This is a genomic window from Janibacter indicus, from assembly GCF_900176385.1.
Taxonomy (GTDB): domain Bacteria; phylum Actinomycetota; class Actinomycetes; order Actinomycetales; family Dermatophilaceae; genus Janibacter; species Janibacter indicus.
In genome coordinates this window covers 181891-203448 of the sequence record NZ_FWXN01000005.1, presented here as the reverse complement: position 1 = coordinate 203448, position 21558 = coordinate 181891, and the positions used below count along the sequence as shown (strand labels likewise).

General features: G+C 72.5%; 22 protein-coding genes. 10 read left to right on the top strand and 12 right to left on the bottom strand.

All coding sequences use genetic code 11. From position 1 onward, the window contains the following. Nucleotides 1–86: 86 nt before the first annotated feature. From B9B60_RS07655 to B9B60_RS07645, 3 genes are read left to right on the top strand one after another with little or no spacing between them, the layout of a single operon-like run. Entirely contained in the window at nt 87–452 is a 366-nt protein-coding gene (locus tag B9B60_RS07655; RefSeq protein ID WP_084450623.1) for a hypothetical protein, read from the top strand. A 24-nt stretch (nt 453–476) separates the two neighbouring features. After that, nucleotides 477–932: a hypothetical protein gene (locus B9B60_RS07650; protein ID WP_084450621.1), complete on the top strand. Its 456-nt coding sequence runs from the start codon at nt 477–479 to the stop codon at nt 930–932. A gap of 25 nt (nt 933–957) precedes the next feature. Further along, nucleotides 958–1764: an MOSC domain-containing protein gene (locus B9B60_RS07645; protein WP_084450620.1), complete on the top strand. Its 807-nt coding sequence runs from the start codon at nt 958–960 to the stop codon at nt 1762–1764. A gap of 35 nt (nt 1765–1799) precedes the next feature. Here B9B60_RS07645 and B9B60_RS07640 read toward each other — a convergent pair whose 3' ends face one another. Beyond that, nucleotides 1800–2261: a hypothetical protein gene (locus B9B60_RS07640; protein ID WP_084450618.1), complete on the bottom strand. Its 462-nt coding sequence runs from the start codon at nt 2259–2261 to the stop codon at nt 1800–1802. 80 nt (nt 2262–2341) lie between these two features. Further along, the gene (locus B9B60_RS07635) at nt 2342–3937 is read right to left on the bottom strand and encodes an HNH endonuclease signature motif containing protein (protein ID WP_084450616.1); all 1596 of its coding nucleotides are present in this window, start codon (nt 3935–3937) and stop codon (nt 2342–2344) included. Between the two features lie 90 nt (nt 3938–4027). On the opposite strand from B9B60_RS07635, the gene B9B60_RS07630 reads away from it, so the two are divergent. Then, entirely contained in the window at nt 4028–4927 is a 900-nt protein-coding gene (locus B9B60_RS07630; RefSeq protein WP_084450614.1) for an alpha/beta hydrolase family protein, read from the top strand. On the opposite strand, the gene B9B60_RS07625 is transcribed toward B9B60_RS07630, so the two are convergent. From B9B60_RS07625 to B9B60_RS07580, 10 genes are all read right to left on the bottom strand, one after another. Further along, complete coding sequence (locus tag B9B60_RS07625) at nt 4896–6128, bottom strand: kynureninase (RefSeq protein ID WP_084450612.1); 1233 nt, start codon at nt 6126–6128, stop codon at nt 4896–4898. The genes B9B60_RS07630 and B9B60_RS07625 overlap by 32 nt on opposite strands. Next, nucleotides 6125–6967: a tryptophan 2,3-dioxygenase gene (gene kynA / locus B9B60_RS07620; RefSeq protein WP_084450611.1), complete on the bottom strand. Its 843-nt coding sequence runs from the start codon at nt 6965–6967 to the stop codon at nt 6125–6127. Before kynA ends, B9B60_RS07625 begins: the two co-directional genes overlap by 4 nt. Beyond that, nucleotides 6964–8370, bottom strand: coding sequence for an MFS transporter (locus B9B60_RS07615; RefSeq protein ID WP_084450610.1), 1407 nt, complete (start codon nt 8368–8370; stop codon nt 6964–6966). Before B9B60_RS07615 ends, kynA begins: the two co-directional genes overlap by 4 nt. Beyond that, nucleotides 8367–9719 carry an MFS transporter gene (locus B9B60_RS07610; RefSeq protein WP_084450609.1) on the bottom strand — a complete coding sequence of 451 codons (1353 nt, stop codon included), beginning with the start codon at nt 9717–9719 and terminating at the stop codon, nt 8367–8369. Before B9B60_RS07610 ends, B9B60_RS07615 begins: the two co-directional genes overlap by 4 nt. A 25-nt stretch (nt 9720–9744) precedes the next feature. After that, the gene (gene fahA / locus B9B60_RS07605; RefSeq protein ID WP_084450608.1) at nt 9745–10977 is read right to left on the bottom strand and encodes a fumarylacetoacetase; all 1233 of its coding nucleotides are present in this window, start codon (nt 10975–10977) and stop codon (nt 9745–9747) included. 14 nt (nt 10978–10991) lie between these two features. Then, entirely contained in the window at nt 10992–11828 is an 837-nt protein-coding gene (locus B9B60_RS07600; protein WP_234993785.1) for a hypothetical protein, read from the bottom strand. Continuing rightward, entirely contained in the window at nt 11825–13036 is a 1212-nt protein-coding gene (locus B9B60_RS07595) for a homogentisate 1,2-dioxygenase (RefSeq protein WP_084450605.1), read from the bottom strand. Before B9B60_RS07595 ends, B9B60_RS07600 begins: the two co-directional genes overlap by 4 nt. A 101-nt stretch (nt 13037–13137) precedes the next feature. Continuing rightward, nucleotides 13138–13809 carry an IclR family transcriptional regulator gene (locus B9B60_RS07590; RefSeq protein ID WP_084450603.1) on the bottom strand — a complete coding sequence of 224 codons (672 nt, stop codon included), beginning with the start codon at nt 13807–13809 and terminating at the stop codon, nt 13138–13140. Between the two features lie 12 nt (nt 13810–13821). Beyond that, nucleotides 13822–14790, bottom strand: a complete 969-nt coding sequence (locus B9B60_RS07585; RefSeq protein WP_084450601.1) for a MerR family transcriptional regulator — start codon at nt 14788–14790, stop codon at nt 13822–13824. Nucleotides 14791–14809: 19 nt separating this feature from the next. Then, nucleotides 14810–15247, bottom strand: coding sequence for an SRPBCC family protein (locus tag B9B60_RS07580; RefSeq protein WP_084450599.1), 438 nt, complete (start codon nt 15245–15247; stop codon nt 14810–14812). A 139-nt stretch (nt 15248–15386) separates the two neighbouring features. Here B9B60_RS07580 and B9B60_RS07575 point away from each other — a divergent pair, with 139 nt between their 5' ends. Genes B9B60_RS07575 through B9B60_RS07550 form a run of 6 tightly spaced genes read left to right on the top strand, consistent with a single transcriptional unit; the run spans nt 15387 to nt 21558 of the window. Continuing rightward, the gene (locus B9B60_RS07575; RefSeq protein WP_200811182.1) at nt 15387–16676 is read left to right on the top strand and encodes an NAD(P)/FAD-dependent oxidoreductase; all 1290 of its coding nucleotides are present in this window, start codon (nt 15387–15389) and stop codon (nt 16674–16676) included. Beyond that, nucleotides 16673–17437, top strand: coding sequence for a DUF1365 domain-containing protein (locus tag B9B60_RS07570; RefSeq protein WP_234993784.1), 765 nt, complete (start codon nt 16673–16675; stop codon nt 17435–17437). Before B9B60_RS07575 ends, B9B60_RS07570 begins: the two co-directional genes overlap by 4 nt. Continuing rightward, the gene (locus B9B60_RS07565; RefSeq protein ID WP_084450595.1) at nt 17434–18708 is read left to right on the top strand and encodes an SAM-dependent methyltransferase; all 1275 of its coding nucleotides are present in this window, start codon (nt 17434–17436) and stop codon (nt 18706–18708) included. Before B9B60_RS07570 ends, B9B60_RS07565 begins: the two co-directional genes overlap by 4 nt. Next, nucleotides 18705–19457, top strand: coding sequence for an SDR family NAD(P)-dependent oxidoreductase (locus tag B9B60_RS07560; RefSeq protein ID WP_084450593.1), 753 nt, complete (start codon nt 18705–18707; stop codon nt 19455–19457). The genes B9B60_RS07565 and B9B60_RS07560 overlap by 4 nt, the downstream gene beginning before the upstream one ends. After that, entirely contained in the window at nt 19454–20839 is a 1386-nt protein-coding gene (locus tag B9B60_RS07555; RefSeq protein WP_084450756.1) for a cryptochrome/photolyase family protein, read from the top strand. The genes B9B60_RS07560 and B9B60_RS07555 overlap by 4 nt, the downstream gene beginning before the upstream one ends. Beyond that, entirely contained in the window at nt 20836–21558 is a 723-nt protein-coding gene (locus tag B9B60_RS07550) for a CPBP family glutamic-type intramembrane protease (protein ID WP_084450592.1), read from the top strand. The genes B9B60_RS07555 and B9B60_RS07550 overlap by 4 nt, the downstream gene beginning before the upstream one ends.

Below are 21558 nucleotides of genomic sequence, written 5' to 3'. Positions count from 1 at the left end.
GCAGACATCTCACAGGCGGCCGGAGCATCATGGGGGCAGAGGGCCTGGTTGCCCGACCGGGTCCCACCGACACCAGGAGGTCCCCCATGGGCGCAGCAGTCGAGATCAGGACCGGCACGATCAGTCCGGAGCACCTGGCGGGCAAGCGGGTCATGCTCGGCGGCGTCGAGCTGGGAGTCCTCGACGGGAGCGCTTCGTCGGTGCAGTTCGACATCCCGTCCGGCAAGCACGTGCTCTACCTCAAGGACGGGCTGACGACGTCGGGGGCCGTCGCCTTCCGCGTCCAGTCGGGTCACTGCGTCCAGATCGAGGTCAAGGATGCCGACGGGGGGATGTTCGCGGCCTTCTTCGGCGGCTGGTTCGCGCTTCGGCGCGCCGGCGACACCCACCTGCCGGACGGCGTGCCCGGGGCCGAGGAGATCAGCACAGACGACGTGCCGATCGGGGCCTGACACACGTGGGGGACGATGTCCCCCATGAGCACCGACCACGCCTCACGATTGTCCCGCGGCGACGAGCTGGAGTTCCGGACCGTGCGCACGGGCATGGTCTTCGTGCTGATGTTCTGCGTGGGCTTCGCAGTCATCGGCCAGTGCCTCGTGGGTGGCGGTCAGGGACTGCTGCGCATGCTCGGTGTGGCCCTGCTCGTCTTCTTCGGCGCAGTGGGGATCCCGGTGGCCGTGTGGCGGCTGATCCGGCCCGCGCTCGAGCTGCGGGTGAGCGGCACGCGCGGCGTGTGGCTGCGTGACGCGGGGTCGGCCTGGATCGGGTGGCAGGAGATCGCCGCCGTCGAGCGCGACGAGGTCGCCTCGCGTCCCGCGGTGACGCTGCGCCTGACCTCCGGGGAGACCCGCACCCTCTCGCCGACGATCGCCGCCTCGCCGACGGAGCTCTTCGACCTGCTGGCCGCGGAGCACGCCCGCCGGGCGTGAGCTCGGGGCTCGTACGATCGGGGGCATGCGCGTCACCCAGCTGCGGCTCTACCCGGTCAAGTCCCTCGGCGGCTCGGACGTCGAGTCAGCACGGGTCGAGCCCTGGGGGATCGAGGGCGACCGTCGGTGGGGTCTGGTCGACCCGAGCGGCGAGAAGGTCACCGCCCGGGACGAGCACTCGCTGCTGCGACTGCGCGCCGAGCAGGTCGACGAGGAGACGATCCGCATCCACGACGGCGAGGAGTCGATCCTCGTCGATATCCCCCTGGGGCTGCCGCCCGTGCCGGTGAGCCATTCGCGTCAGGGCTTCGCGGTGCCCGCCGACCAAGATGTCAGCGAGTGGATCAGCGACCACATCGGTCGACCGCTGCGTCTGGTGTGGCAGGAGGACCCGTCGGTGCGCCGCGTCTCGGGCGCCCACGGCGGGCTCGAGGGCGACACGCTGTCGCTGGCCGATGCCGGGCCGCTCCTCATGACCACCGAGGTGTCGCTGGCCCGGCTCCAGGAGTGGATGGCCGAGCAGGACGACGCGCCACCGGAGCCGCTGAGCATGGTGCGCTTCCGACCCAATGTCGTCATCGACGGTGACGAGCCCTTCGCGGAGGACGGCTGGCCCACGGTGCGCATCGGTGACCTCGGCTTCCGGACCGCTGAGGTGTGCGATCGCTGTGTCATGACGACCATCGACCCCGTGACGCTCGCGACGGGCAAGGAACCCATCCGGACGCTGTCGCAGCACCGCCGGTGGGACGGCAAGACGTGGTTCGGTACCCGACTGGTCCCGATGGGCGAAGGGGAGATCCGCGTGGGTGACGAGGTCGCCCCCGGCTGAGCCGCGCCGTGAGCGTGAGTGCGGGGGCGAGGGGATCAGCCCGCGGTCGTGCGCGGCTGTGCGGTCGAGTCCGCGCCGAGCGCCCGGACGATCCCTCCGGCAGCGATGCCCAAGCCGGCAGGGACGGCGAGGAGCATGAGCGTGAGCCCGAACGCCATGACGCCGAAGAGGGTGATGCCCGAGGTCGGCGAGCTCCAGATCTTGGCTTCCACGCCGCCCAGGGCGTACCCGATCGTCACGGGGAGGGCGAAGAGCACCAGGCCGTAGGTGCACGAGACCACCGCCCAGCGGGCCAGGGCGACACGGAGCGACTGGCCCCACCAGGCATCGAGCGCAGCCCAGACGAAGGCTGCCCCGGACCCGAGCACGAGGCCGAGCACTCCCACGAGCGCCGGGACCCCGGCCCGGTCGATCACGGTGTACCCGAGCACGAACAGGACCGAAGCGTGGGCGAGGAAGTACCCGAGCCGGACCACGACCGGCACCACGTGCGGCATGGGACCACAGTACGGCGGTCGGGTCGAGTGCGCAGTCACGGTCGGGACGACCTCGGATCGGCCGGGCGGTGCAGGAGCGTCTACGTCCTCCGGTGGAAGGCGAGCGAGACGGTGCCGTTGCCCAGTCGTGTGACGACATGGCGCCACAGCGCGCTGTCGATCATGTGGTGATGGGTGCCGCACAGGGGTGCGGCATTGTCGAGGTCGGTGAGCCCGCCGGCCTCCCACGGCCGGAGGTGGTGGATCTCGGTCCACGCGAAGGGCCGGTCGCAGCCCTCGGCGGCGCACTCGTCGTAGCGAGTGGCCAGGGCCATCCGCTGGTTGTCGGTGAAGAGGCGGCGCTGCCGCCCCAGGTCGATCGGGATCGAGTCGCCGTCGAGAACCGTCGGCAGCAGGCCCGCGCCGCAGGCGAGTCGTCGCGCCGTGCCGGCGCTGATGACGTCGTGGACATCGGTCGAGCCGACTCGGGTGCCCGCGGGGACGAGCCCCTCGTCGAGCAGGCCGGCGAGCAGGTCGTCGACCCGGGTCGTGATGAGCATGGTCGCCGACACCTTGGAGTGGAGGTGGTCGGTGGGGATGCGCATCAGCAGGTCGGCGAAGGCCAGGCCTCGTCGGTGCTGCCAGTCGAGGCTGCGGTCGGTGGGGGAGAGCTGCTCCGCAGCTCTGTTAGACCCGCCAACGCCGCCCGACCCATCGGCACCGCCCGACTCGTCGGCATCGCCCGGCCCGTCGGTCGCTCGGCGGCGCGGTGCGGTCATGGCATCGATGACCTTCTTGAGCATCATCCCGGAGACCCAGGGCACGGTGAACTGCCCGGTCATCGTGCCGTCGCGGTTGTCCTTGACCCAGAAGGCGGCGCGCTCGCGGGCCGCCTCCTCCTCGCGGGCCACGAGGTCGTCCTCGTGCTGGTCGACGACGGCCTCGTCAGGCTCGTAGGTCTCGAGCACCCGACGCGCCGCACGTCGCAACTGACTCGGGGAGCGGTTGGCCGCCAGCCGCAGCAGCTCGGCCTCGCAGGACCGGCGCTGGTCGGTCGTGACCCCCTCGGGCAGGTCGTCGAGGCCGCGCAGGATGACCTTGGCGTGGGCGGCGCTGATCGTGCCCGCGTCGAGAGCGGCAGCCGTGAGGGTCAGGCGCGGCCCACGTCCGGCGCGGCTGCGATCCTTCGCTGCGTCTCCCGCGTCTCCCGCGTCTCCCGGGTCTCCCGGGTCGCCGGCTGCGCCCGGACCGCCCCCGGCGTCTCCCGAGCCACCCGCTGCGTCTCCTGCGTCGTCGGCAGCAGCGCGCTCGGCATCACCCATCGCCTCGGCCAGCATCGCGTCGCTGGCCGACGTGGTGCGGTCGCTGCCGGTCGCGCCGGCCAACCACGACCCCGTGTCGGTGTGCCCGGCCACACCGGTCGCACCGGTGCTCGCGGCCCGCGCGGTCAGCCTCAGCTTGAGCGCATCGACCCGGCGGGAGAGCCGCTCGACCTCACCGATGTGCCCGCGCAGGTCGGTCAGGTCATCGGGTCGCTCGACGAGCGCCTGCATCATCTGGCCCACCTGGTGCTGGGCCTGTCGCATCAGGGTGTCCAGCGACGGAGGGGGCATCTCGATGGGGCGACGAAGACGCATGAGGTCGATCGCGGACACGTGGTCCGCCAGTCGCGTCTCAAGCGTCGATGCTTGTCCCATGACCCCACTCTATCGAACATGTGTTCGAGAGTTCAACCCCCTTCGGCATCTCGTCCGGCGGCCATCCCACACCTGCCGTTCCCCTGATCCATGACCGTACGTGCCACCACCGACAATCCCCTCCACGACCCGAGCGCCGCGTGGGAGGGTGAGGCCGTGGCTGTCGACGACGAGACCGAGGACGCGACCCTCACCCGCCTCCAAGGCGAAGGGGGCCCGCCTCACCCCGTCGAACCGGTGCCCCTGCTCGCCTACGGCGACCTGCCGGACCAGGTGGTCGAGATCCACGAGCCGCCGACGGGCACCGCCCCCGACGGCACCGCCCCAGACGGCGCTTCACACGCCGCCTCCCGCACCCTCGTCGTCGTCCACGGCGGCTACTTCCGCCCCGGCGTCGACCGCACCCACGCCCGACCCATGGCGCGCGCGCTCGTGGCAGCCGGCTGGCGCGTGGCCCTGGCCGAGTACCGCCGCGTGCCGGGCGATCCCGAGGCGACGACCGCCGACCTGGCCGCCCTCGACGCGCTCCTGCGAGGCGACGGCCACGACGTCGCCGCCTGGATCGGCCACAGCGCCGGCGGCACCCTGGTGCTGTGGCGCGCGCTCACGCCCACGCTGCCCCCGGTCCCCGTCGTCGCCCTGGCCCCCGTCGCCGACCTCGACGCGGCCGTCGACGACCGCCTCGGCACCGACGCCGTGCGCGACTGGATCGGCGCCACGCCTGCGCAGGCTCCCGAGCTCTACGCCCGCCTCGACCCCCTTCGCCTGCGGGAGGCAATGCCTCCACAAAGCAACAATGACGCTGCGGCACAGGGCATCACGATCCTGCACGGGGACGCCGACGCGACCGTCCCCCTCCGCCAGTCGGCGGGGTGGGAGCGCAGCGTGCTCCCCGGAGCGGACCACTTCGACGTCGTCGACCCGCGCTCGCCGCACTGGCCGTCGGTGCTCGCCGCGATCACCCGGCGCGCAGCACCTCGTCGACCATGACGAGCGCCTCGGCCGTCTCGCCGTAGCTCGTGCTGAGCGGCGACAGGCCGAGCCGGATCCCGTCGGGTTCGCGGAAGTCCGGCACCACATCGCGGTCCCACAGCACGCGGTAGACCTCGCGGAAGCGCGGGTGGGCCAATGTCACGTGCCCGCCCCGCAGCTCGTCGTCGAGTGGGGAGGCCACCCGCACGCCGTGGTCGCCGAGCAGCCCGTCGACCGACTCGATGACGAAGCGCCCTAGCCGAGCGGCTTTGTCCCGCACCGCATCCAGCCCCACCGACTCGATGAGGTCGACGGTGTCCTCGATGCCGACCATGCCGAGCACCGGGGGAGTGCCGGAGATGAAGCCGCGCATGCCGGCGCCCGGCGCGTAGCCCGGTCCCATGGCAAAGGGCTCGGCGTGGCCCATCCACCCCTGGATCGGCTGCCGCAGCCGCTCCTGGTGGTGTGCCGCGACGTATCCGAAGGCGGGTGCCCCCGGCCCACCACCGAGGAACTTGTAGGTGCACCCCACGGCGAGGTCGACCGCGTGCGCATCGAGGTCGCTGGGGACGACGCCGACGGAGTGGCACAGGTCCCAGAGCACGAGGGCACCGGCCTCGTGGGCGAGCCGGGTGATCTCCGGCAGGTCGGCGATCCACGCGGACTTGTAGGCGACGTGGGAGAGCAGGACGACACCGGTGCGACCGGTCAGGGCGCCGGCGACGAGGTCGGGGGTGACCCCCTTCGCCGGGTCCGGCTCGAGCCACACGAGCTCGGCGCCGGTCTCGGCCGCGATGCCTTCTGCCACATAGCGATCGGTCGGGAAGTTCTCGGTGTCGAGGACGACCTCGGGACGCTGCGGCCCGGCCGCGGCCACGGCCGCGCGCAACAGCTTGTAGAGCATCACCGTCGTGGAGTCGCCGACGGCGGTCTGGCCGGGCGCCGCGCCGAGGCAGACCTCGCCGATGCGGTCGCCGAGCCGCAGCGGCAGGTCCATCCACTGCTCGTCCCACGACCGGATGAGCCGGGTGCCCCAGGCACCGGCGACGAGGTCGGCGATCCGTTCCGCGGTGGCGCGAAGGGGGCGCCCCAGCGAGTTGCCGTCGAGATAGGCGACGAGCCCTGGCGAAGGGAGGTAGAGGTCCCGCGTGTGGCGAAGGGGGTCCGCCGCGTCGAGCCGAGTCGCCGTGTCCCGCAGCGCCGCTGCCGCGCCGCTCATGCCCCGATCTCCGTCCGCACGGCGAAGAGCTCGGGGAAGAAGGTCAGGTCGAGCGCTCGCTGGAGGAACCCGACGCCGGAGGAGCCGCCGGTGCCCGTCTTCATGCCGATGGTGCGCTGCACCGTCTTGAGGTGGCGGAAGCGCCACAGCTGGAAGTTGTCCTCGAGGTCGACGAGCTCCTCGCAGGCTTCGTAGACGTCCCAGTGCTGCTCGGCGTCGCGGTAGATGTCGGTGAGCACCGCGGTGAGCTCGGGGTCCAGCTCGTGGGCCGTGGTGACGTCCCGCTCGAGGACCCGCTGGGGGATCGGGTAGCCGCGGCGGGAGAGGTGGCGGAGGAACTCGTCGTAGAGGCTCGGCGCCTCGAGCAGCTCGCTGAGCACGGCGTGCGCCTCGGGGTCGCTGGCATGGACCGGAAGCATGCCGGCGTGCTTGTTGCCGAGGGCGAACTCGACCGCGCGGTACTGCCAGGACTGGAAGCCCGACGCGTGCCCGAGGAAGGGCCGGAACTCCTGGTACTCCGTCGGCGTGAGGGTCGCGAGCACCGACCACTGGTCGGTGAGCGTGCGCTGGATGTGCTTGACCCGCGCGATCCGCTTGAGCGCCATGCGCATCTCGTCGGCGGCGAGCAGCGCCATGGCAGAACGCGTCTCGTGCAGCACGAGCTTGAGCCACAGCTCCGACGTCTGGTGCTGGACGATGAAGAGCATCTCGTCGTGGTGCTCGCTCATCGGCCGCTGGGCGTCGAGCAGGGTGTCGAGTGCCAGGTAGGAACCGTAGGACATCTCCTCCCGGAAGTCGCGGTGGACGCCGGCCTCGATGTCGCGCGTGTTACCAGTCACCGCTCCACGGTACGGTCCCGCAGGGCGGCTCCGGCGAGCAACCCGCCGCCGGCGATGACGACGGCGCAGGCGAGCATCGCGGTGCGAAATCCGGCGTCGAAGGCGGCCGGGTCCTCGACGACACGTCCGGTGAGCCCGGCCAGCGGTGGCACTGCCGCGACGCCGAGCAGACCCCCGGCGCGGGCGACGGCGTTGTTGATGCCGGACGCGAGACCGGCGTGCTCGTCGGGCGCGCTCGACAGGGCCGTGGCGGTGAGCGGCGCGACCATCAGGGTCAGGCCGAGACCGAAGACGACGACCCCCGGCAGCACGTCGAGCACGTAGTCGGTGGTCGGCCCGGTGCGCAGCAGCAGGACGATCCCGAGGGCCATGACGATCGGCCCGACGGACATCGGCAGGCGCGGCCCGATGCGCTCGCCGAGGGCGCCCGCGCGGCTCGAGCCGACCATCATGAGCAGGGTTGTGGGCAGCGCGGCGACGCCGGACGCGAGCGGTGACCAGCCGGCGACGACCTGCAGCTGCACGACGAGCAGCAGGAAGACCACGCCCATCCCGCCGTAGACGAGGAAGGTCACGACGGTGACGGTGGAGAAGGTGCGTGACCGGAAGATCCCGAGCGGCAGCATCGGCGCCGCCGTGCGGTGCTCGTGGGCGACGAAGGCGACCGCGGCGACGACCCCGACCACCGCGGCCACGACGGCGAAGGGGGGAAGTCCCCCTTCGCCTGCAGCGGTGAGGGCATAGGTCGTGCCGGCGAGCGCGACGACACCCAGCCCCGCGCCGATGATGTCGAGGGGGGCCTGCTGCGACCGGTCCGTCGGTGCGGGCCTCGGCAGGCGTGCCGCGATGGCCAGCGTGACCGCAGCGATCGGCAGATTGATGAGGAAGACCCAGCGCCACGACGCGACGTCGACGAGCCAGCCACCGACGAAGGGCCCGACCGCCATCGCGACGCCGCCCAGACCAGCCCACGCACCGATGGCTCGTGCCCGGTCCTCGCGGACGATCATCGACTGGAGGAGCGCGAGGCTCGCGGGCGTGAGCAGGGCGCCGCCGACGCCCTGCACGACCCGAGAGGCGACGAGAGTCCAGGCGGTGGGCGCGAGCCCGCATGCGAGCGAGGCAGCGGTGAACCATGCGACGCCCAGCACGAAGACCCGCTGGCGGCCGAGCCGGTCACCGAGCAAGCCGCCGAGGAGGATGAAGGCCGCCAGGGTGAGCGCATAGCCGGTCACGACCCACTGCAGGGTGGCGAAGGGGGAGTCGAAGGAGCGCCCGATCTGCGGCAGGGCGACGCCCACGATCGTCGCGTCGATACCCGCCATGCCGGACCCGAGGATCGTCATCACCAGCAGCAGGCGGCCCTGCGGGGAGGCCATGCGCACGCCGCCGGGGGACGTCACGCCAGGCCTTCGACCTCGGGCAGGCGGCGGGAGGTGACGACACCCAGGACGCCGAGACCCGCGAGGAAGAGCAGTGCCCAGATGACGCCGAAGCCGGCGATGGCCGAGCTGATCGCGCCGACGAGTAGCAGGACGACGCCCATCGCGGAATTGGAGACGGCGACATAGGTCGTGCGCTGGTCACCTTCGGCCATGTCGACGACATAGGTCTTGCGCCCGACGCGCACGCCGGTGTGCAGCATCGTCACGAGGAAGTAGGCGGCGACGAAGATCGCATAGGTCGCCAGGCTGTCGCCGTCGAGGTCGAGGAACGTGTCGAGCAGCACGAGGACGAGCAGCACGAGGGAGGCCAGAGCAGCGCCGGTCGTCATCAGGCGCTTGCTCGAGCGGTCGGCCATGCGTCCGAAGATTCGTCCGCCGAGGAGCGCGGCCAGACCCGAGGCGATGATGAAGCCACCAAGGCCGGTGAGCGCCGGCGCCCCCGCCTGCACCGCGAGGGTGACGATGAAGGGCGGGCTGAGCGAGGAGACGAGCAGGAAGCTGCGGACCGTGACGAAGGAGCGGAAGGTCGCGTCCTCGCGCAGCAGGGTGAGCGTCTGCGCGAACCAGTTGTCCTGCTCCTCTTCACCCTCGCCCCGGTCCCTGAGGAGGTCGCTCTGCGACCGTCCCGAAGGGGCATCCACCGGCTCGTGCACGCTCCACCACACGAGCGCCACGAGCACCCACAGCACCGACCCGATGCCGAGGATCGCGGCGAGCGTCTGCGCGTCGAGGCCTTCGCCGAGGGCGCGAACGGCGAGGCCGAGGGTGATGGCGACGAGACCGGAGGCGGTCGTGGCGAGGCCGTTGATCTGGCCGCGCTCTCCCTTCGGCACCGTCCTGGCCTGCACGTCCTTGGAGGCGATCGACGTGAGGCAGCGGCCGAGGGAGAACACCGCGAGCGCGACGATGATCGTCAGGCCCGCGGCGAGCCCGCTGCCGATCGCGGCGGTGACGGCCATGACGGCGACGGACAGGGCCTGGACGAGGGCGCCGACGAGCGTGACGAGCTTGCGCTGGCGGACCTTGATGACGAGGGGGGTGAGGAAGGCCTGGGGGAGCATCGATCCGGACTCGCGGATCGGCACGAGGGCGCCGGTGAGCGCCGCCGGCACACCGATGGCGTGGAAGAGCCATGGCAGGACCGTCGAGGCGTTGACCATCTGGTCGCCGGAGGACTGCAGGGCGTTGGCCCCGACCAGGCGAAGGGTGTTGCCCGGCACGTTGCGCTGCACGTCGTCGGGCAGCTCGGCCTCGGCCTCGAGGTCGCGCTTGATCAGACGCACGTGCAGGCGCTCGGTGGTGGTCACCGCGTCAATCTAGACGCCCCCGCCGTCACCTCGCCGGCAGGATTGTCCCCACGCACTCGCCGAGGTCGATGACCGACCCGTCGGCGCCGGGCGCGTGGCCGCGCAGCACGACGGTCTGACCGTCCTCGAGGAAGCGCTGCTCGCGTCCGTCGGCGAGCACGAGCGGCTCCTTGCCGCCCCACGACAGCTCCATGAAGGAGCCGCGCTGGTCGCGCTCGTCACCCGAGACGGTGCCGGACCCGAAGAAGTCACCGGGCCGGAGCGAGGCGCCGTTGACGCTCATGTGCGCGACCATCTGCGGCGCGGTCCAGTACATCGTGCGGTAGGGCGGGTGCGAGACGACCTCGCCGTCGAGCTCGACCTCCATCGTGATGTCGAGGGCCCAGTCCCGGCCCGTGTCGTCGAGGTACTCCGCGAGGGCGTGCTCACGCGCCGGCGGGGCGACTCGGGCGGCGGCCAGCGCGTCCCACGGCACGACCCACAGCGAGATCGACGAGGCGAAGGACTTGCCGAGGTAGGGGCCGAGCGGCACGTACTCGAAGCCCTGGATGTCGCGCGCCGACCAGTCGTTGAAGAGCACGACACCGAAGAGGTGCTCGGCCGCGGCCCGCGCGACGGACACCTCGCCGTCGGGTGCGGACCCGCCGACCACGAAGCCCATCTCGGCCTCGATGTCGAGTCGGCGCGACGGACCGAAGCTCGGGGTCCCGCCCTCCTCGGGCCGCAGCCCCTTGGGCCGCGGCACGTCGGTCCCCGACGGCACGACGGTGCCGGCGCGGCCGTGGTAGCCGACGGGCAGGTGCTTCCAGTTGGGCAGGAGCGGCGCCTGGTCGGGGCGAAACATGCGCCCGATGTTGCTCGCGTGCTGCTCCGACGCGTAGTAGTCGACGTAGTCGGCGACGGTGAAGGGCATGTGCATCGTCACCTCGGACACCGGCGTCGACACCGCCGCGACGATGCCGTCGAGCCCGTCGGTCGTGACGACCTCCTGCAGCCAGGCGCGCAGCGGCTGCCACACCGTGTGGCCGGCGGCGAGCAGCGTGTCGAGGTCGTCCGCCGACGCCGCGTCGCCCACCTCGAGCGCCAGCGCGGGGCCACCCGCGCCGGCCACGGCCGGCACGAGGTCACGCAGCGAGATCGCCACGTCACCGAGGCGCACGCCCAGCCGCGGCTCACCGCCGGCGGGGGAGAAGGAGCCGTAGGGCAGGTTGTCGGGGCCGAAGCCCTCGGTCGCAAGTCGTTGTGCCGCAGTCGTCATGGAGCGTCCTGTCGTCAGAGGGCGGGGAAGAGGTCGAGTCGGTGCAGGCTCTCGGCGGGCTCGCCGACGCTGCACGTGCCGAAGCTGGTGAAGGAGGCGCGCCAGGCGCCGTCGGAGGCGGCCACGGCCTCGCCGAGTCGCACCGGGTGGGTCTCGGCGAGCCAGCCGGCGACGACCCCGCGGTCTTCGCCGGCGCGCGCGGCCTGCGTGGCCAGCGCGATGTTGAGGAAGCCGTGGTGGGTGAAGCCCGTGTCGGCGTTGGTGTAGCGCACCGCCTCGTGCAGCCCCGCCGTGAGCTTGAAGGGCAGCCCGGCGGTCACCGCGGCGACGAGCACGTCGCCGAGCTCCTGCGGGGTGGGGAAGAGGTGCGCCTCGATCCCGCCCGTCCGGTACTTCAGCCGAAGGGGGGTCCCCGCCAGCAGGTCGAGGGCGCCCTGCGAGACCTGGGCTGCCGTCAGCTCCACGTAGACCGGCAGGTCGGTCACCGCTGCGGCCTCGGCGATCTGGGCCTCCCACACCGACCGGTCGTCGGGGGCCGTCTTGAGCTCCACGGCCACGACCTGCAGCTCGGGGGTCACCCCCTTCGCCACGTCGAGCGCCTCGTGGAGCCGGCCCGCCGGGGTGACCACGGAGACCTCGACCGGACCACCGGAGAGGTCGAGGCCGGCCGCGACCCGGCGTGCCTCCGGCAGGTCCGCCAGCGACAGCACGGCCGGACCCACAGCACCCTCGAGGAGCGTCGAGCGGCGCGCGACGTGATCGGTCACGGCCTGCGCGACGGGCGCCAGCCCGGGCGGGAAGGTCGCCGCGTCGTCGAAGAACTCGACGAACTGCTCGGGCACGGCGCTCATGCGTCGCCCACCCATCGCCCTCCGGTCCACGATCGCGCGTAGATGCCGTCGTCGACGGCCACGCCGCCCTCGCCGAGGTCGAGCGGGCGGAAGGTGTCGACCATGACGGCCGTCTCGTCGAAGTACTCCGCGCCGAGCGACGCCTCGACGGCGCCCGGCTGCGGGCCGTGCGCGTGCCCGCCGGGGTGCACCGAGATCGAGCCCTTGCCGATGCCCGAGCCCTTGCGCGCCTCGTAGTCGCCGTCGACGTAGAACATGACCTCGTCGCTGTCGACGTTGGAGTGGTAGTACGGCACGGGCACGGCGAGCTCGTGGTAGTCGACCTTGCGCGGCACGAAGTTGCAGATGACGAAGTTGTGGCCCTCGAAGACCTGGTGGACCGGCGGCGGCTGGTGCACCTTGCCCGTGATCGGCATGTAGTCGCGGATGTTGAAGACATAGGGGTAGAGGCACCCGTCCCAGCCCACGACGTCGAAGGGGTGCTCGGGCACCGTGTGGATCGTGCCGGTGATGCCGCTCGGGCCGCGCCCGCGGTGCTTGATGTGCACGTCGACGTCCTGCTCGTCGACGAGCAGCGGCTGCGTCGGGCCGCGCAGGTCGCGCTCGCAGTAGGGCGCGTGCTCGAGCAGCTGGCCGTAGCGCGAGAGATAGCGCTTCGGCGGGGCGATGTGGCTGCTCGCCTCGATGGCGTAGAGGCGCGCGGTCTCGCCCTCGCGCAGCACCCACCGGTGAATCGTCGCGCGGGGGATGATCGCGTAGTCGCCCTCGGCCACCTCGAGCGCGCCGAACTGCGTCTCGAGCAGCGCCGACCCGCGCTCGACGTAGACGCACTCGTCCCCGATGGCGTTCTTGTAGAGCGGCGAGGTGAGGCCGACGTGGGCGTAGGAGATGCGCACGTCGCCGTTGCCGAGGACGAGCCGGCGCCCGGTCACCGCATCGGTGGTCGCGGCCTGCTCGTCGGTGAAGAGGTCGTGCAGCTTGAGGTGCCGGGGGAGCAGCGGCTCGTTGGGCGTGAGCGTCTGGTCGGGCAGCTCCCACGGCCGCGCCCCGACGATGCTCGACGGGATGTGCCGGTGGTAGAGCAGCGAGCTGTCGGAGCTGAAGCCCTCCTCGCCCATGAGCTCCTCGGAGAGGATCCGGCCGTCGGCGTCCTTGAAGAGGGTGTGCCGCTTGCCCGGCACGGGTCCGACCTGGCGGTAGTGGGCCATGGGCTGTCCTTCACGTCGTTGTGCGGAGAGCGGATCAGAGTGTGCGCTCAGCGCACAGGCTAGCGGGTGTGGGTGCCGCGTGACCACCGCCGATCGGGGTCTCAGAGGTGGGTGACGGCCTCGCGAGCGTGCTGGACGAAGGGGAGCAGGGTTGCCACGTCGAGGTCGCCGGGACGGCCCAGGCGGATGACGCCGACGGCGCCTTCGACGTCGTCGGCGATGCTGCCGGTGCCAATGGCCAGGCCGAGTGCGCCGGGCTGGATCTGTCCGTCGGAGAGGGCGTGTCCGTCGGCGCGAGCGGTCTGCACGGCCTCGGGGTCGTCGGGTCGCGGCGGTCGCTGGGCCAGGATCGCGATGCCGTCGGCACCCGAGCTCAAGGGATGGCGGGTCCCGATCTGGTAGCTGATGCCGATGGCCCCGCGGACGCTCGGCTCGGCCACGGCGATGGCGACGGACTCGTCGCCGTCGGCGATGGAGACGAAGGCGGTGCACCCGCTCTGGTCGGCGAGCTCCTGCACGATCGGCTGGGCAGCGAGGCGGTACTGGCTCATGAACCGGCCGGCGTAGGCAAGGGCGCCGCTGCCGAGGCGGTAGCGGCCGTCGGCCCCCTTCGTCACGAGGTGACGCTGCTCGAGGGTCGCGAGGATGCGGTAGGAGCCGGCGCGGTGCACCCCGAGCTCGTCGGCGAGCGCGGCGGGTGAGATGCCGTCCGTGCGGCGGGCGACGACGTCCATCGCCTCGAGGCCGCGGTCGAGGGTCTGCAGGGTGCTCATGGCCTGCGGAGTCTACGCAGGGGCCGGGCGCCGGCGGCCGCCCCGCAGGAGCCGGCTCACTTCCGCGGCGGCGGGCCCGACGGCGTGCCCGAGCCGGGTGGCCGCCTCGACGTCGTCCTGGTGGCTGCCGCCGACGCAGACGGTCACCCCGTGGTGGTCGGCCAGGGTCGTGGCGAGCGTGCTGGCCGTGCGAGCGTCCGGGCGCCGCGGCACGCCGATGACCACGCACCGCGCGGTGTGGGCCGTCAGAGCCGCGGTCCAGGCGTCGGTCGGCAGGTCGGCGCCCAGGTAGACGACGTCGACGCCCAGCCGACGCAGGGCCACGGCGAAGGCGAAGACGCCCAGCTCGTGGTGCGCCCCGGCGGGCAGGCCGACGATCACGCGTGGTCCACCGGTCCGGCTGGCAGCTGCGTCGTAGGCGGCAGCCAGCCGCCGCAGCACGGTGTGCGCGACGAGGTGCTCGCCGGCGACCGTGACCCGGCCGTCGGCCCACGCCTCGCCGAGCTCGACGAGGGCGGGCATCAGCCAGTCGTCGACGACCGCCTCGAAGGAGCCGGTGGCGAATCGCTCGTCGAGAACTGCGGCGACCCCGGCCGGGTCCATCGCAGCGGCGGCGTCGAGCAGACGCCGGGTCGCCTCGTCGCCGGACGAAGGCGGTGTGCTGAGGTGCGACGGAGGAGCCTCGACGTGGGGGCCGTCCGCCCGCGAGGGGGCGGGCGGGCCGGGGGGCGCCGATGGTGCGGGGGAGGGTGACCCCGTGCCGCTGTGGCGTCGGCCCGCCTCTGCCGCAGCATTGCTCGCTGTCCAGCCGTCGGCGACGAGCTCGGCCATCGTGCGCAGCCGCGCCAGCGTCTCGTCGTCGTAGAGGCGGTATCCGGCGTCGGTGCGCTGCGGCTCGACCACGTCGTAGCGGCGCTCCCAGGCCCGCAGCGTGGCGGCGGGGACGCCGGTCAGCTCGGCGGCGCGCTTGATCGTGTACATCAGGGGGCCTCCGGCTCCGTCACAGTCGTGGCAGCACCCGCGCGAGCGCCTGCTCGGCGTCGTCACCCAGGCGCGTCAGCGGACGCCGGAGCAGCGGCGTGGCCAGCCGGGCGAGTCCCTTGAAGCGGAAGTCGGCCTCGTAGACGAGCGCGCTACCCCTCCCGCCGGCACCCGGGCGGATCGACATCCGGTCGTGCACGACGACGCTCGAGTTCTCCCCGCGCATGACGACGAGCCGGTCCGGCTGCAGGTCGACGGTGACGTAGGTCAGCTCTGTCTTGCGTCCGTTGAAGACCGACCGGTTGCGGTAGCGGCTGCCGACGCCACCGTCACCCTCGACGAGGGTCGTCTCGAGCGTGCCGGGGTCCCACTCCTCGCTCGTGGTGAAGTCGCTGAGGTAGGCGAAGACGGCGCTCGGGGGAGTGTCGGGGGCGGGGATCGTGCGGGTGATCTTCACGACGAAACCATCCTTGGACAAAGGTTTGACATGTGGACAGATCTCACCCTACCTTTTGGACAAAGGTTGAACAATCCTTGCGGCCCTTCGGCGACGAACCCGTGAGGTCCCCCCTTCGTCCCCCGTTGGAGCGCACGACGTGACCGAGCCCCGAGATCGAGCCTCTCGACCCACCGCAGCCATCATCGGCGGCGGGGTCTCCGGCCTGACCGCCGCCCACATCCTCGCCCGGTCCTACGACGTCACCCTCTTCGAGGCGGACGAGCGCCTCGGAGGACACGCCCACACGCACACTGTGGACACCGCCGCCGGTGAGGTCCGGGTCGACTCTGGCTTCATCGTCCACAACGAGCGCACCTACCCCCACCTTCTGCGGCTCTTCCGCGAGCTCGACATCGCGACTCGGCCGACCGAGATGAGCATGTCCATCACCTGCGACGGGTGCGGCCTGTCGTGGGCCGGGGGGCGTGGCGCCGCAGCGGTGCTCGCGCAGCCCCGGCGGGTGGCCGACCCCCGCTTCGTGCGGATGCTCTGGGAGATCCCGCGCTTCCACCGGGCCGCACGGGCGCTCCTGCACGGACCGGGGGAAGGGAGGTCCCCGGACGACCCGACGTGGGGCGAGTTCCTCGCCTCGGGCGGATTCTCGTCGTACTTCGTGGCGCACTTCGCGCTGCCGCTCGTCTCCTGCGTCTGGTCGTCCGGGGACGATGACTCGCTCGACTACCCCGCCCGGCACCTCTTCGCCTTCCTCGAGCACCACGGCATGCTCAGCGTCTCCGGCTCGCCCACGTGGCGGACCGTGGTCGGCGGATCGGCCACCTACGTCGACGCGCTCGCCGCGCGGCTGGGCGAGGTGCGCACCAGTGCTCCGGTCACCTCCGTGACGCGACACCCCGACGGCGTCGACGTGCGCACCGCCGCCGGGGTTACGTCCTTCGACCGGGCGGTCGTCGCGACCCACGCCGACCAGGCGCTCGCCCTGCTCGCCGACGCGACTCTGCAGGAGAGGGAGGACCTCGCCGCGATCCGCTACTCCCGCAACGCGACGGTGCTGCACCGCGATGCCAGCCTGCTCCCGACGGCGCCGCGGGCCCGTGCCTCGTGGAACTACCGCAGCGCCACGTGCGGTGGCGCCGACCGGCCCCGCGTCACCTACTGGATGAACCGCTTGCAGGGCTTCGACGAGACCGGTGACCAGTTGCTCGTCTCGCTCAACTCTGCCGATGACTTCGCCGAAGGGAGTGTCGTCGCCCGGATGGACTACGCGCACCCGGTCTTCACCCGCGAGGCGGTCGCTGCCGCCGCGCGCCTGCGCACGGCGGGCGGTGACCGGCTCGCCTTCGCGGGGGCGCACCTGGGCTGGGGATTCCACGAGGACGGGTGCCGCTCGGGCGTCGAGGCCGCGCAGCGTCTCGGGGTGTCGTGGTGACCACCGCGCCCACGCTCACCACGCTGCCGACCCTGCCGAGCCTCGTCGTCGGGACGGTCAGCCACCGACGCCGCACCCCGGTCGAGCACGCCTTCACCCACCGCCACTACCAGTGGCTCGTCGACCTCGCCGACCTGCCGCGGCACCGGTGGCCGCTGCGGCTGCTCACCCGCATCGAGGCGCGCGACCACCTCTCGGGTGGCGCGGCAGGAGGCGGGATCCGTGGCGACCTCGAGCGCTTCCTCGCTCGTCGGGGCGTCGACCTCGATCCCACCGACCGGGTCGTCATGCTCGCCCACGCGCGCGTCCTCGGGCACGTCTTCGACCCGCTCACCGTCTACTGGTGCCTCGCTCCCGATGGCCACCTACGGGCCACCGTGCTCGAGGTTCACAACACCTACGGCGAGCGGCACGCCTACCTGCTCGACGTCGACGCGAGCGGGCGAGCCGGGACGGCCAAGGAGTTCTACGTCTCGCCCTTCAACGACACCGAGGGCGACTACGCGGTGAGCCTGCGCCTGGACCCTGCGCGGGTCACCGTGACCGTCGGCCTGGACCGCGCCAGCACGCGGGTGATCACCGCGACGACGACCGGTGTGCCGACGCCAGCGACCGCCGGCGCGATCTGGCGCACCGCCGGCCGCCACCTGCTCATGACCTGGCGGGTCACCGCCCTGATCCGTCTCCACGGGATCCGGCTGTGGGCCAGGCGCCTGCCGGTCCAGCCCCGCAGCCCCCACCACCAGGAGGACCTGAGATGACTGCCCCCGCACTCGACCGACCGCTGTGCCTGCGCCGGCCCTCCCTGCGACCGTGGTGCGTGCGCGCACATCTGGCCCGCCCGATCCTCGCCACGGTGCTCGGCCGGGTCCCGGTCCGGGTCACCCTGCCCGACGGTCGCGCGCTCGGCGGCGCGGCCGACGACCCCGCCGCGCCGACCCTGCGGATGCTGCGCCCGACGGCGCTCTACGAGCGGATGGCGCACCACCCGAAGATCGGGATCGGCGAGGGCTACATGGCCGGCGACTGGGACGCCGCGCCGGGCACAGACCTCGCCGACGCGCTCGTGCCCTTCGCGGAGCGGATGACGACGATGATCCCCGCCGGGCTGAGCCGCCTGCGCCGGGTCGTCGACCGGAGCATCCCCGCCGCCACCCGCAACACGCTCTCCGGGTCGCGGTCCAACATCGAGGCGCACTACGACCTGAGCAACGAGCTCTTCGCCGCCTTCCTCGACGAGACGCTCAGCTACAGCTCGGCCCTCTTCGACGACCGCCGACCGGTGGCCGAGCAGACCCTCGCCGAAGCGCAGCGCGCCAAGATCGAGGCCGTGCTCGACGCCGCGGACGTGCGGGCCGGCGCCCGGGTCCTCGAGATCGGGACCGGCTGGGGGTCGCTGGCGATCGCCGCCGCCCGCCGGGGGGCGCACGTCACGACGATCACGCTGTCGGGCGAGCAGGCGGACCTGGCGCTACAGCGCATCGCCGCGGCCGACGCCTCCGACCCCGGGCTCGCCGACCGGGTCGAGGTGCGGCTGCAGGACTACCGCGAGGTGACCGGGCAGTTCGACGCGATCGTCAGCGTCGAGATGATCGAGGCGGTCGGCGAGGAGTACTGGCCGACCTACTTCCGGACGATCGACGACCTGCTCGCCCCCGGTGGGGTGGCCGCGATCCAGTCGATCCTCATGTCGCACGATCGCTACCTCGCGACCCGGCGGTCCTACGGCTGGATCCAGAAGCACATCTTCCCCGGCGGGCTCATCCCCTCGACCCGGGCGATCGAGGAGACGACCGAGCGGCACACCTCGCTGCGGGTGACGAGCGCGCACCACTTCGGCCAGGACTACGCGGTGACGCTGCGCCGGTGGCGCGAGCGCTTCCTGGAGCAGTGGCCGACGATCTCCGCGGCGGGCTTCGACGAGACCTTCCGGCGCACGTGGGAGTTCTACCTCGCCTACTGCGAGGCCGGCTTCGCCGCCGGCTACCTCGACGTGGCGCAGATCCGCCTCGAGCGCGAGGTGCTGTTGTGAGCAGCCTGGTGGGGCAGCGGGTCTGGCTCGTCGGGGCGTCGAGCGGCATCGGCGCGGCTCTCGCCGAGGAGCTGCACGAGCGCGGAGCGATCGTCGCCGTGAGCGCGCGCCGGGCGGATCGGCTCGACGAGCTGTCCCGGGGGCGCTTCGCGACCGTCCCGGTCGACGTGACCGACCACGCCGCGGTGCTCGAGGGGGCACGGCAGGTGGGCGAGACCATCGGGCCCATCGACACGGTCGTGTGGTGTGCCGGCTACTGGCACACCTTCGACGCGACCGACTGGCAGGCCGAGGAGTTCGCCCGGCACGTCGAGGTCAACCTTCTCGGTCTCGGGCACGTCGTCGACGCGACCGTGCCCGACATGGTCGCCCGACGCAGCGGTCACCTCGTGGGCGTCGCCTCGGTCGCCGGATACCGCGGCCTCTCCGGGGCCGAGGCCTATGCCGCGACGAAGTCGGCCCAGATCACCCTCCTGGAGTCCATGCGAGCGTCTTTGTCCGCGAAGGGAGTCCGCGTCACGACGGTCTGCCCCGGCTTCGTCCGGACGGAGATGACGGAGAGCAACTCCTTCCCCATGCCCTTCATCATCGACGCCGACGAGGCGGCGCGCGAGATCGCCGACGGCCTCGAGTCGGGCCGACCCGAGATCGTCTTCCCGTGGCCCATGGCGGTGACGATGAAACTCGCCCGCCTCCTGCCGGTGCGCGCATGGACGGCGCTGTCGTCACGACTGGCGGGCAGAGCATGACGAGCGTGCTGTGGTTTCGCCGGGACCTGCGCCTGGCCGACCACCCGGCGCTCCTCGCTGCCCATGACGAAGGGGAGGTCCTGCCCCTCGTCGTGCTCGAACCGGGTCAGGTGGACGACGAGCGCCCGCCGGCGCAGCGGTTGCGACGCTCGCTCGCCGCACTGCACCGGGCGACCGGGGGCGCCCTCGTCGTGCGCGTCGGCGACCCGGTGGACCTCGTGGCGCGGGCGGCGGAGGCGGTGGGCGCGGACCGGGTGCACGTCACCCGGGACACGACGCCGGAGGGCCGCGAGCGTGACGCGGCGGTCGCCGACGAGCTCACCGCTGCGGGTCGCGAGCTGGTGACGACCGGCAGTCCCTGTGCCGTCGGGCCGGGCCTGGTCCGCACGGGTGAGGGCACCCCCTACAAGGTGTTCACTCCCTTCGCCCGGGCCTGGCGCGACCACGGCTGGCCGGAGCCTGCGGGAAGGCCTGACGTCGAGTGGAGCCGTGTCGACGCCGAGCAGCTCGACGGCCTCGGCGACGACGGGCTCCCGGCGGTGCTGGCCGCCGCCGACGAGGAGGCGGTCGACGGACCAGCGGGGGAGGACGACGCCCGGGAGCGGTGGCGGGCCTTCCTCGACGACGACCTCGCCGACTACGACACCGCTCGTGACCGACCCGACCTCGACGCGACGAGCCGGATCTCGGTGCACCTCACCCACGGCGAGATCCACCCGCGCACGCTGCTCGCCGACCTCGCCGCGCACCCCGACGGCGACGGCGAGGGCGCGCAGCGCTTCGTCACCGAGCTCGCCTGGCGCGAGTTCTACGCCGACGTGCTCTGGCACCACCCCGGCTCGGCCTGGCAGGACCTGCGTGACGTGCTCGCCGGCCTGCCCTACGACGAGGGTCCGGAGACCGACCGGCTCGTCGCGGCCTGGCGCGAGGGGCGGACCGGGTACCCCTTCGTCGACGCGGGGATGCGCCAGCTCGCGGCGCAGGGCTGGATGCACAACCGGGTGCGGATGGTCGTCGCGAGCTTCCTCACCAAGGACCTGCACGTGTGGTGGCCGGTCGGGGCGCGGCACTTCCTCGACCACCTCGTCGACGGCGACCTCGCCTCCAACTCCCACGGCTGGCAGTGGGTTGCCGGCACCGGGACGGACGCGGCGCCGTACTTCCGTGTCTTCAACCCCGTGCGGCAGGGGGAGCGCTTCGACCCCGACGGCGCCTACGTGCGCCGCTGGGTGCCCGAGCTCGCGCACCTGCCGGGCGCGACGGCGCACACCCCGTGGGACCACGACGAGGGGTACGCGCACGGCTACCCGCAGCGGGTCGTTGACCACGCGGAGGAGCGACGCGAGGCGCTGGCGCGCTACGACGCAGCGAGGGACTCGTGATCAACCCGGCGCGTGAGCTGCGGGACTTCACCCGGGCCGCCCTGGTCACCCCGGTGCCGGTCGAACGGTCGGAGAGCCCGGCGCAGGTGCGGCGGCGCCGGGTCGTCGTCGCCGTGACCCTCGTCGTGGGCTCGGTCGTCCTGGGGCTGACCCTGCGGATCGAGCCGGGGGACGAGTCCTTCTACCTCGGCGCGCTCGCGCTCGCCGCCGTGTGGGTCGTCGGCGCGCTGGCGGCGGGCCGGCTGCACGTCGGGTGGGCGCACACCCGCGATGCCGGGCTAACCCGGCCGGTCGTCCAGCCGGTGGCGCTCGCGCTGCTCGCCGTGGCGATCTTCGTCGTGGGTGCCCTCGTCGTCGGTCGGGTCCCGTGGGTGGCGGCGCGCATCGACGACGTGCTCGACCACGCCCGCTACGGGTCGCTCGGCCCGATCTGGGTCGTCACCGTCGTCACCGGCGTCGGCGAGGAGCTCTTCTTCCGCGGGGCGCTGTACGCCGCCGTCGAGCGGTGGCACCCGATCGCGGTGACGACCGTCGTCTACGTCGCGGCGACCGCGGCCACGGGCAACTTCGCCCTCGCCCTCGCCGCCCTCGTCCTCGGGTTGATCACCGGCGCCCAGCGCCGGGTCACCGGTGGCGTCCTCGCGCCGACGATCACCCACGTCGTGTGGTCCAGCGCGATGCTCCTCCTCCTGCCCCCCGTCCTCGACCTCGTGAGGTGA

Bases quoted from the DNA above. Each gene is read 5' to 3' on its own strand.
- B9B60_RS07590 (WP_084450603.1), bottom strand. From the start codon at position 13,809: ATGAGCACCCTGCAGACCCTCGACCGCGGCCTCGAGGCGATGGACGTC.
- B9B60_RS07635 (WP_084450616.1), bottom strand. From the start codon at position 3,937: ATGGGACAAGCATCGACGCTTGAGACGCGACTGGCGGACCACGTGTCC.
- B9B60_RS07630 (WP_084450614.1), top strand. From the start codon at position 4,028: ATGACCGTACGTGCCACCACCGACAATCCCCTCCACGACCCGAGCGCC.
- B9B60_RS07600 (WP_234993785.1), bottom strand. From the start codon at position 11,828: ATGAGCGCCGTGCCCGAGCAGTTCGTCGAGTTCTTCGACGACGCGGCG.
- B9B60_RS07655 (WP_084450623.1), top strand. From the start codon at position 87: ATGGGCGCAGCAGTCGAGATCAGGACCGGCACGATCAGTCCGGAGCAC.
- B9B60_RS07625 (WP_084450612.1), bottom strand. From the start codon at position 6,128: ATGAGCGGCGCGGCAGCGGCGCTGCGGGACACGGCGACTCGGCTCGAC.
- fahA (WP_084450608.1), bottom strand. From the start codon at position 10,977: ATGACGACTGCGGCACAACGACTTGCGACCGAGGGCTTCGGCCCCGAC.
- B9B60_RS07645 (WP_084450620.1), top strand. From the start codon at position 958: ATGCGCGTCACCCAGCTGCGGCTCTACCCGGTCAAGTCCCTCGGCGGC.
- B9B60_RS07555 (WP_084450756.1), top strand. From the start codon at position 19,454: ATGACGAGCGTGCTGTGGTTTCGCCGGGACCTGCGCCTGGCCGACCAC.
- B9B60_RS07650 (WP_084450621.1), top strand. From the start codon at position 477: ATGAGCACCGACCACGCCTCACGATTGTCCCGCGGCGACGAGCTGGAG.
- B9B60_RS07585 (WP_084450601.1), bottom strand. From the start codon at position 14,790: ATGTACACGATCAAGCGCGCCGCCGAGCTGACCGGCGTCCCCGCCGCC.
- B9B60_RS07640 (WP_084450618.1), bottom strand. From the start codon at position 2,261: ATGCCGCACGTGGTGCCGGTCGTGGTCCGGCTCGGGTACTTCCTCGCC.
- B9B60_RS07565 (WP_084450595.1), top strand. From the start codon at position 17,434: ATGACTGCCCCCGCACTCGACCGACCGCTGTGCCTGCGCCGGCCCTCC.
- B9B60_RS07595 (WP_084450605.1), bottom strand. From the start codon at position 13,036: ATGGCCCACTACCGCCAGGTCGGACCCGTGCCGGGCAAGCGGCACACC.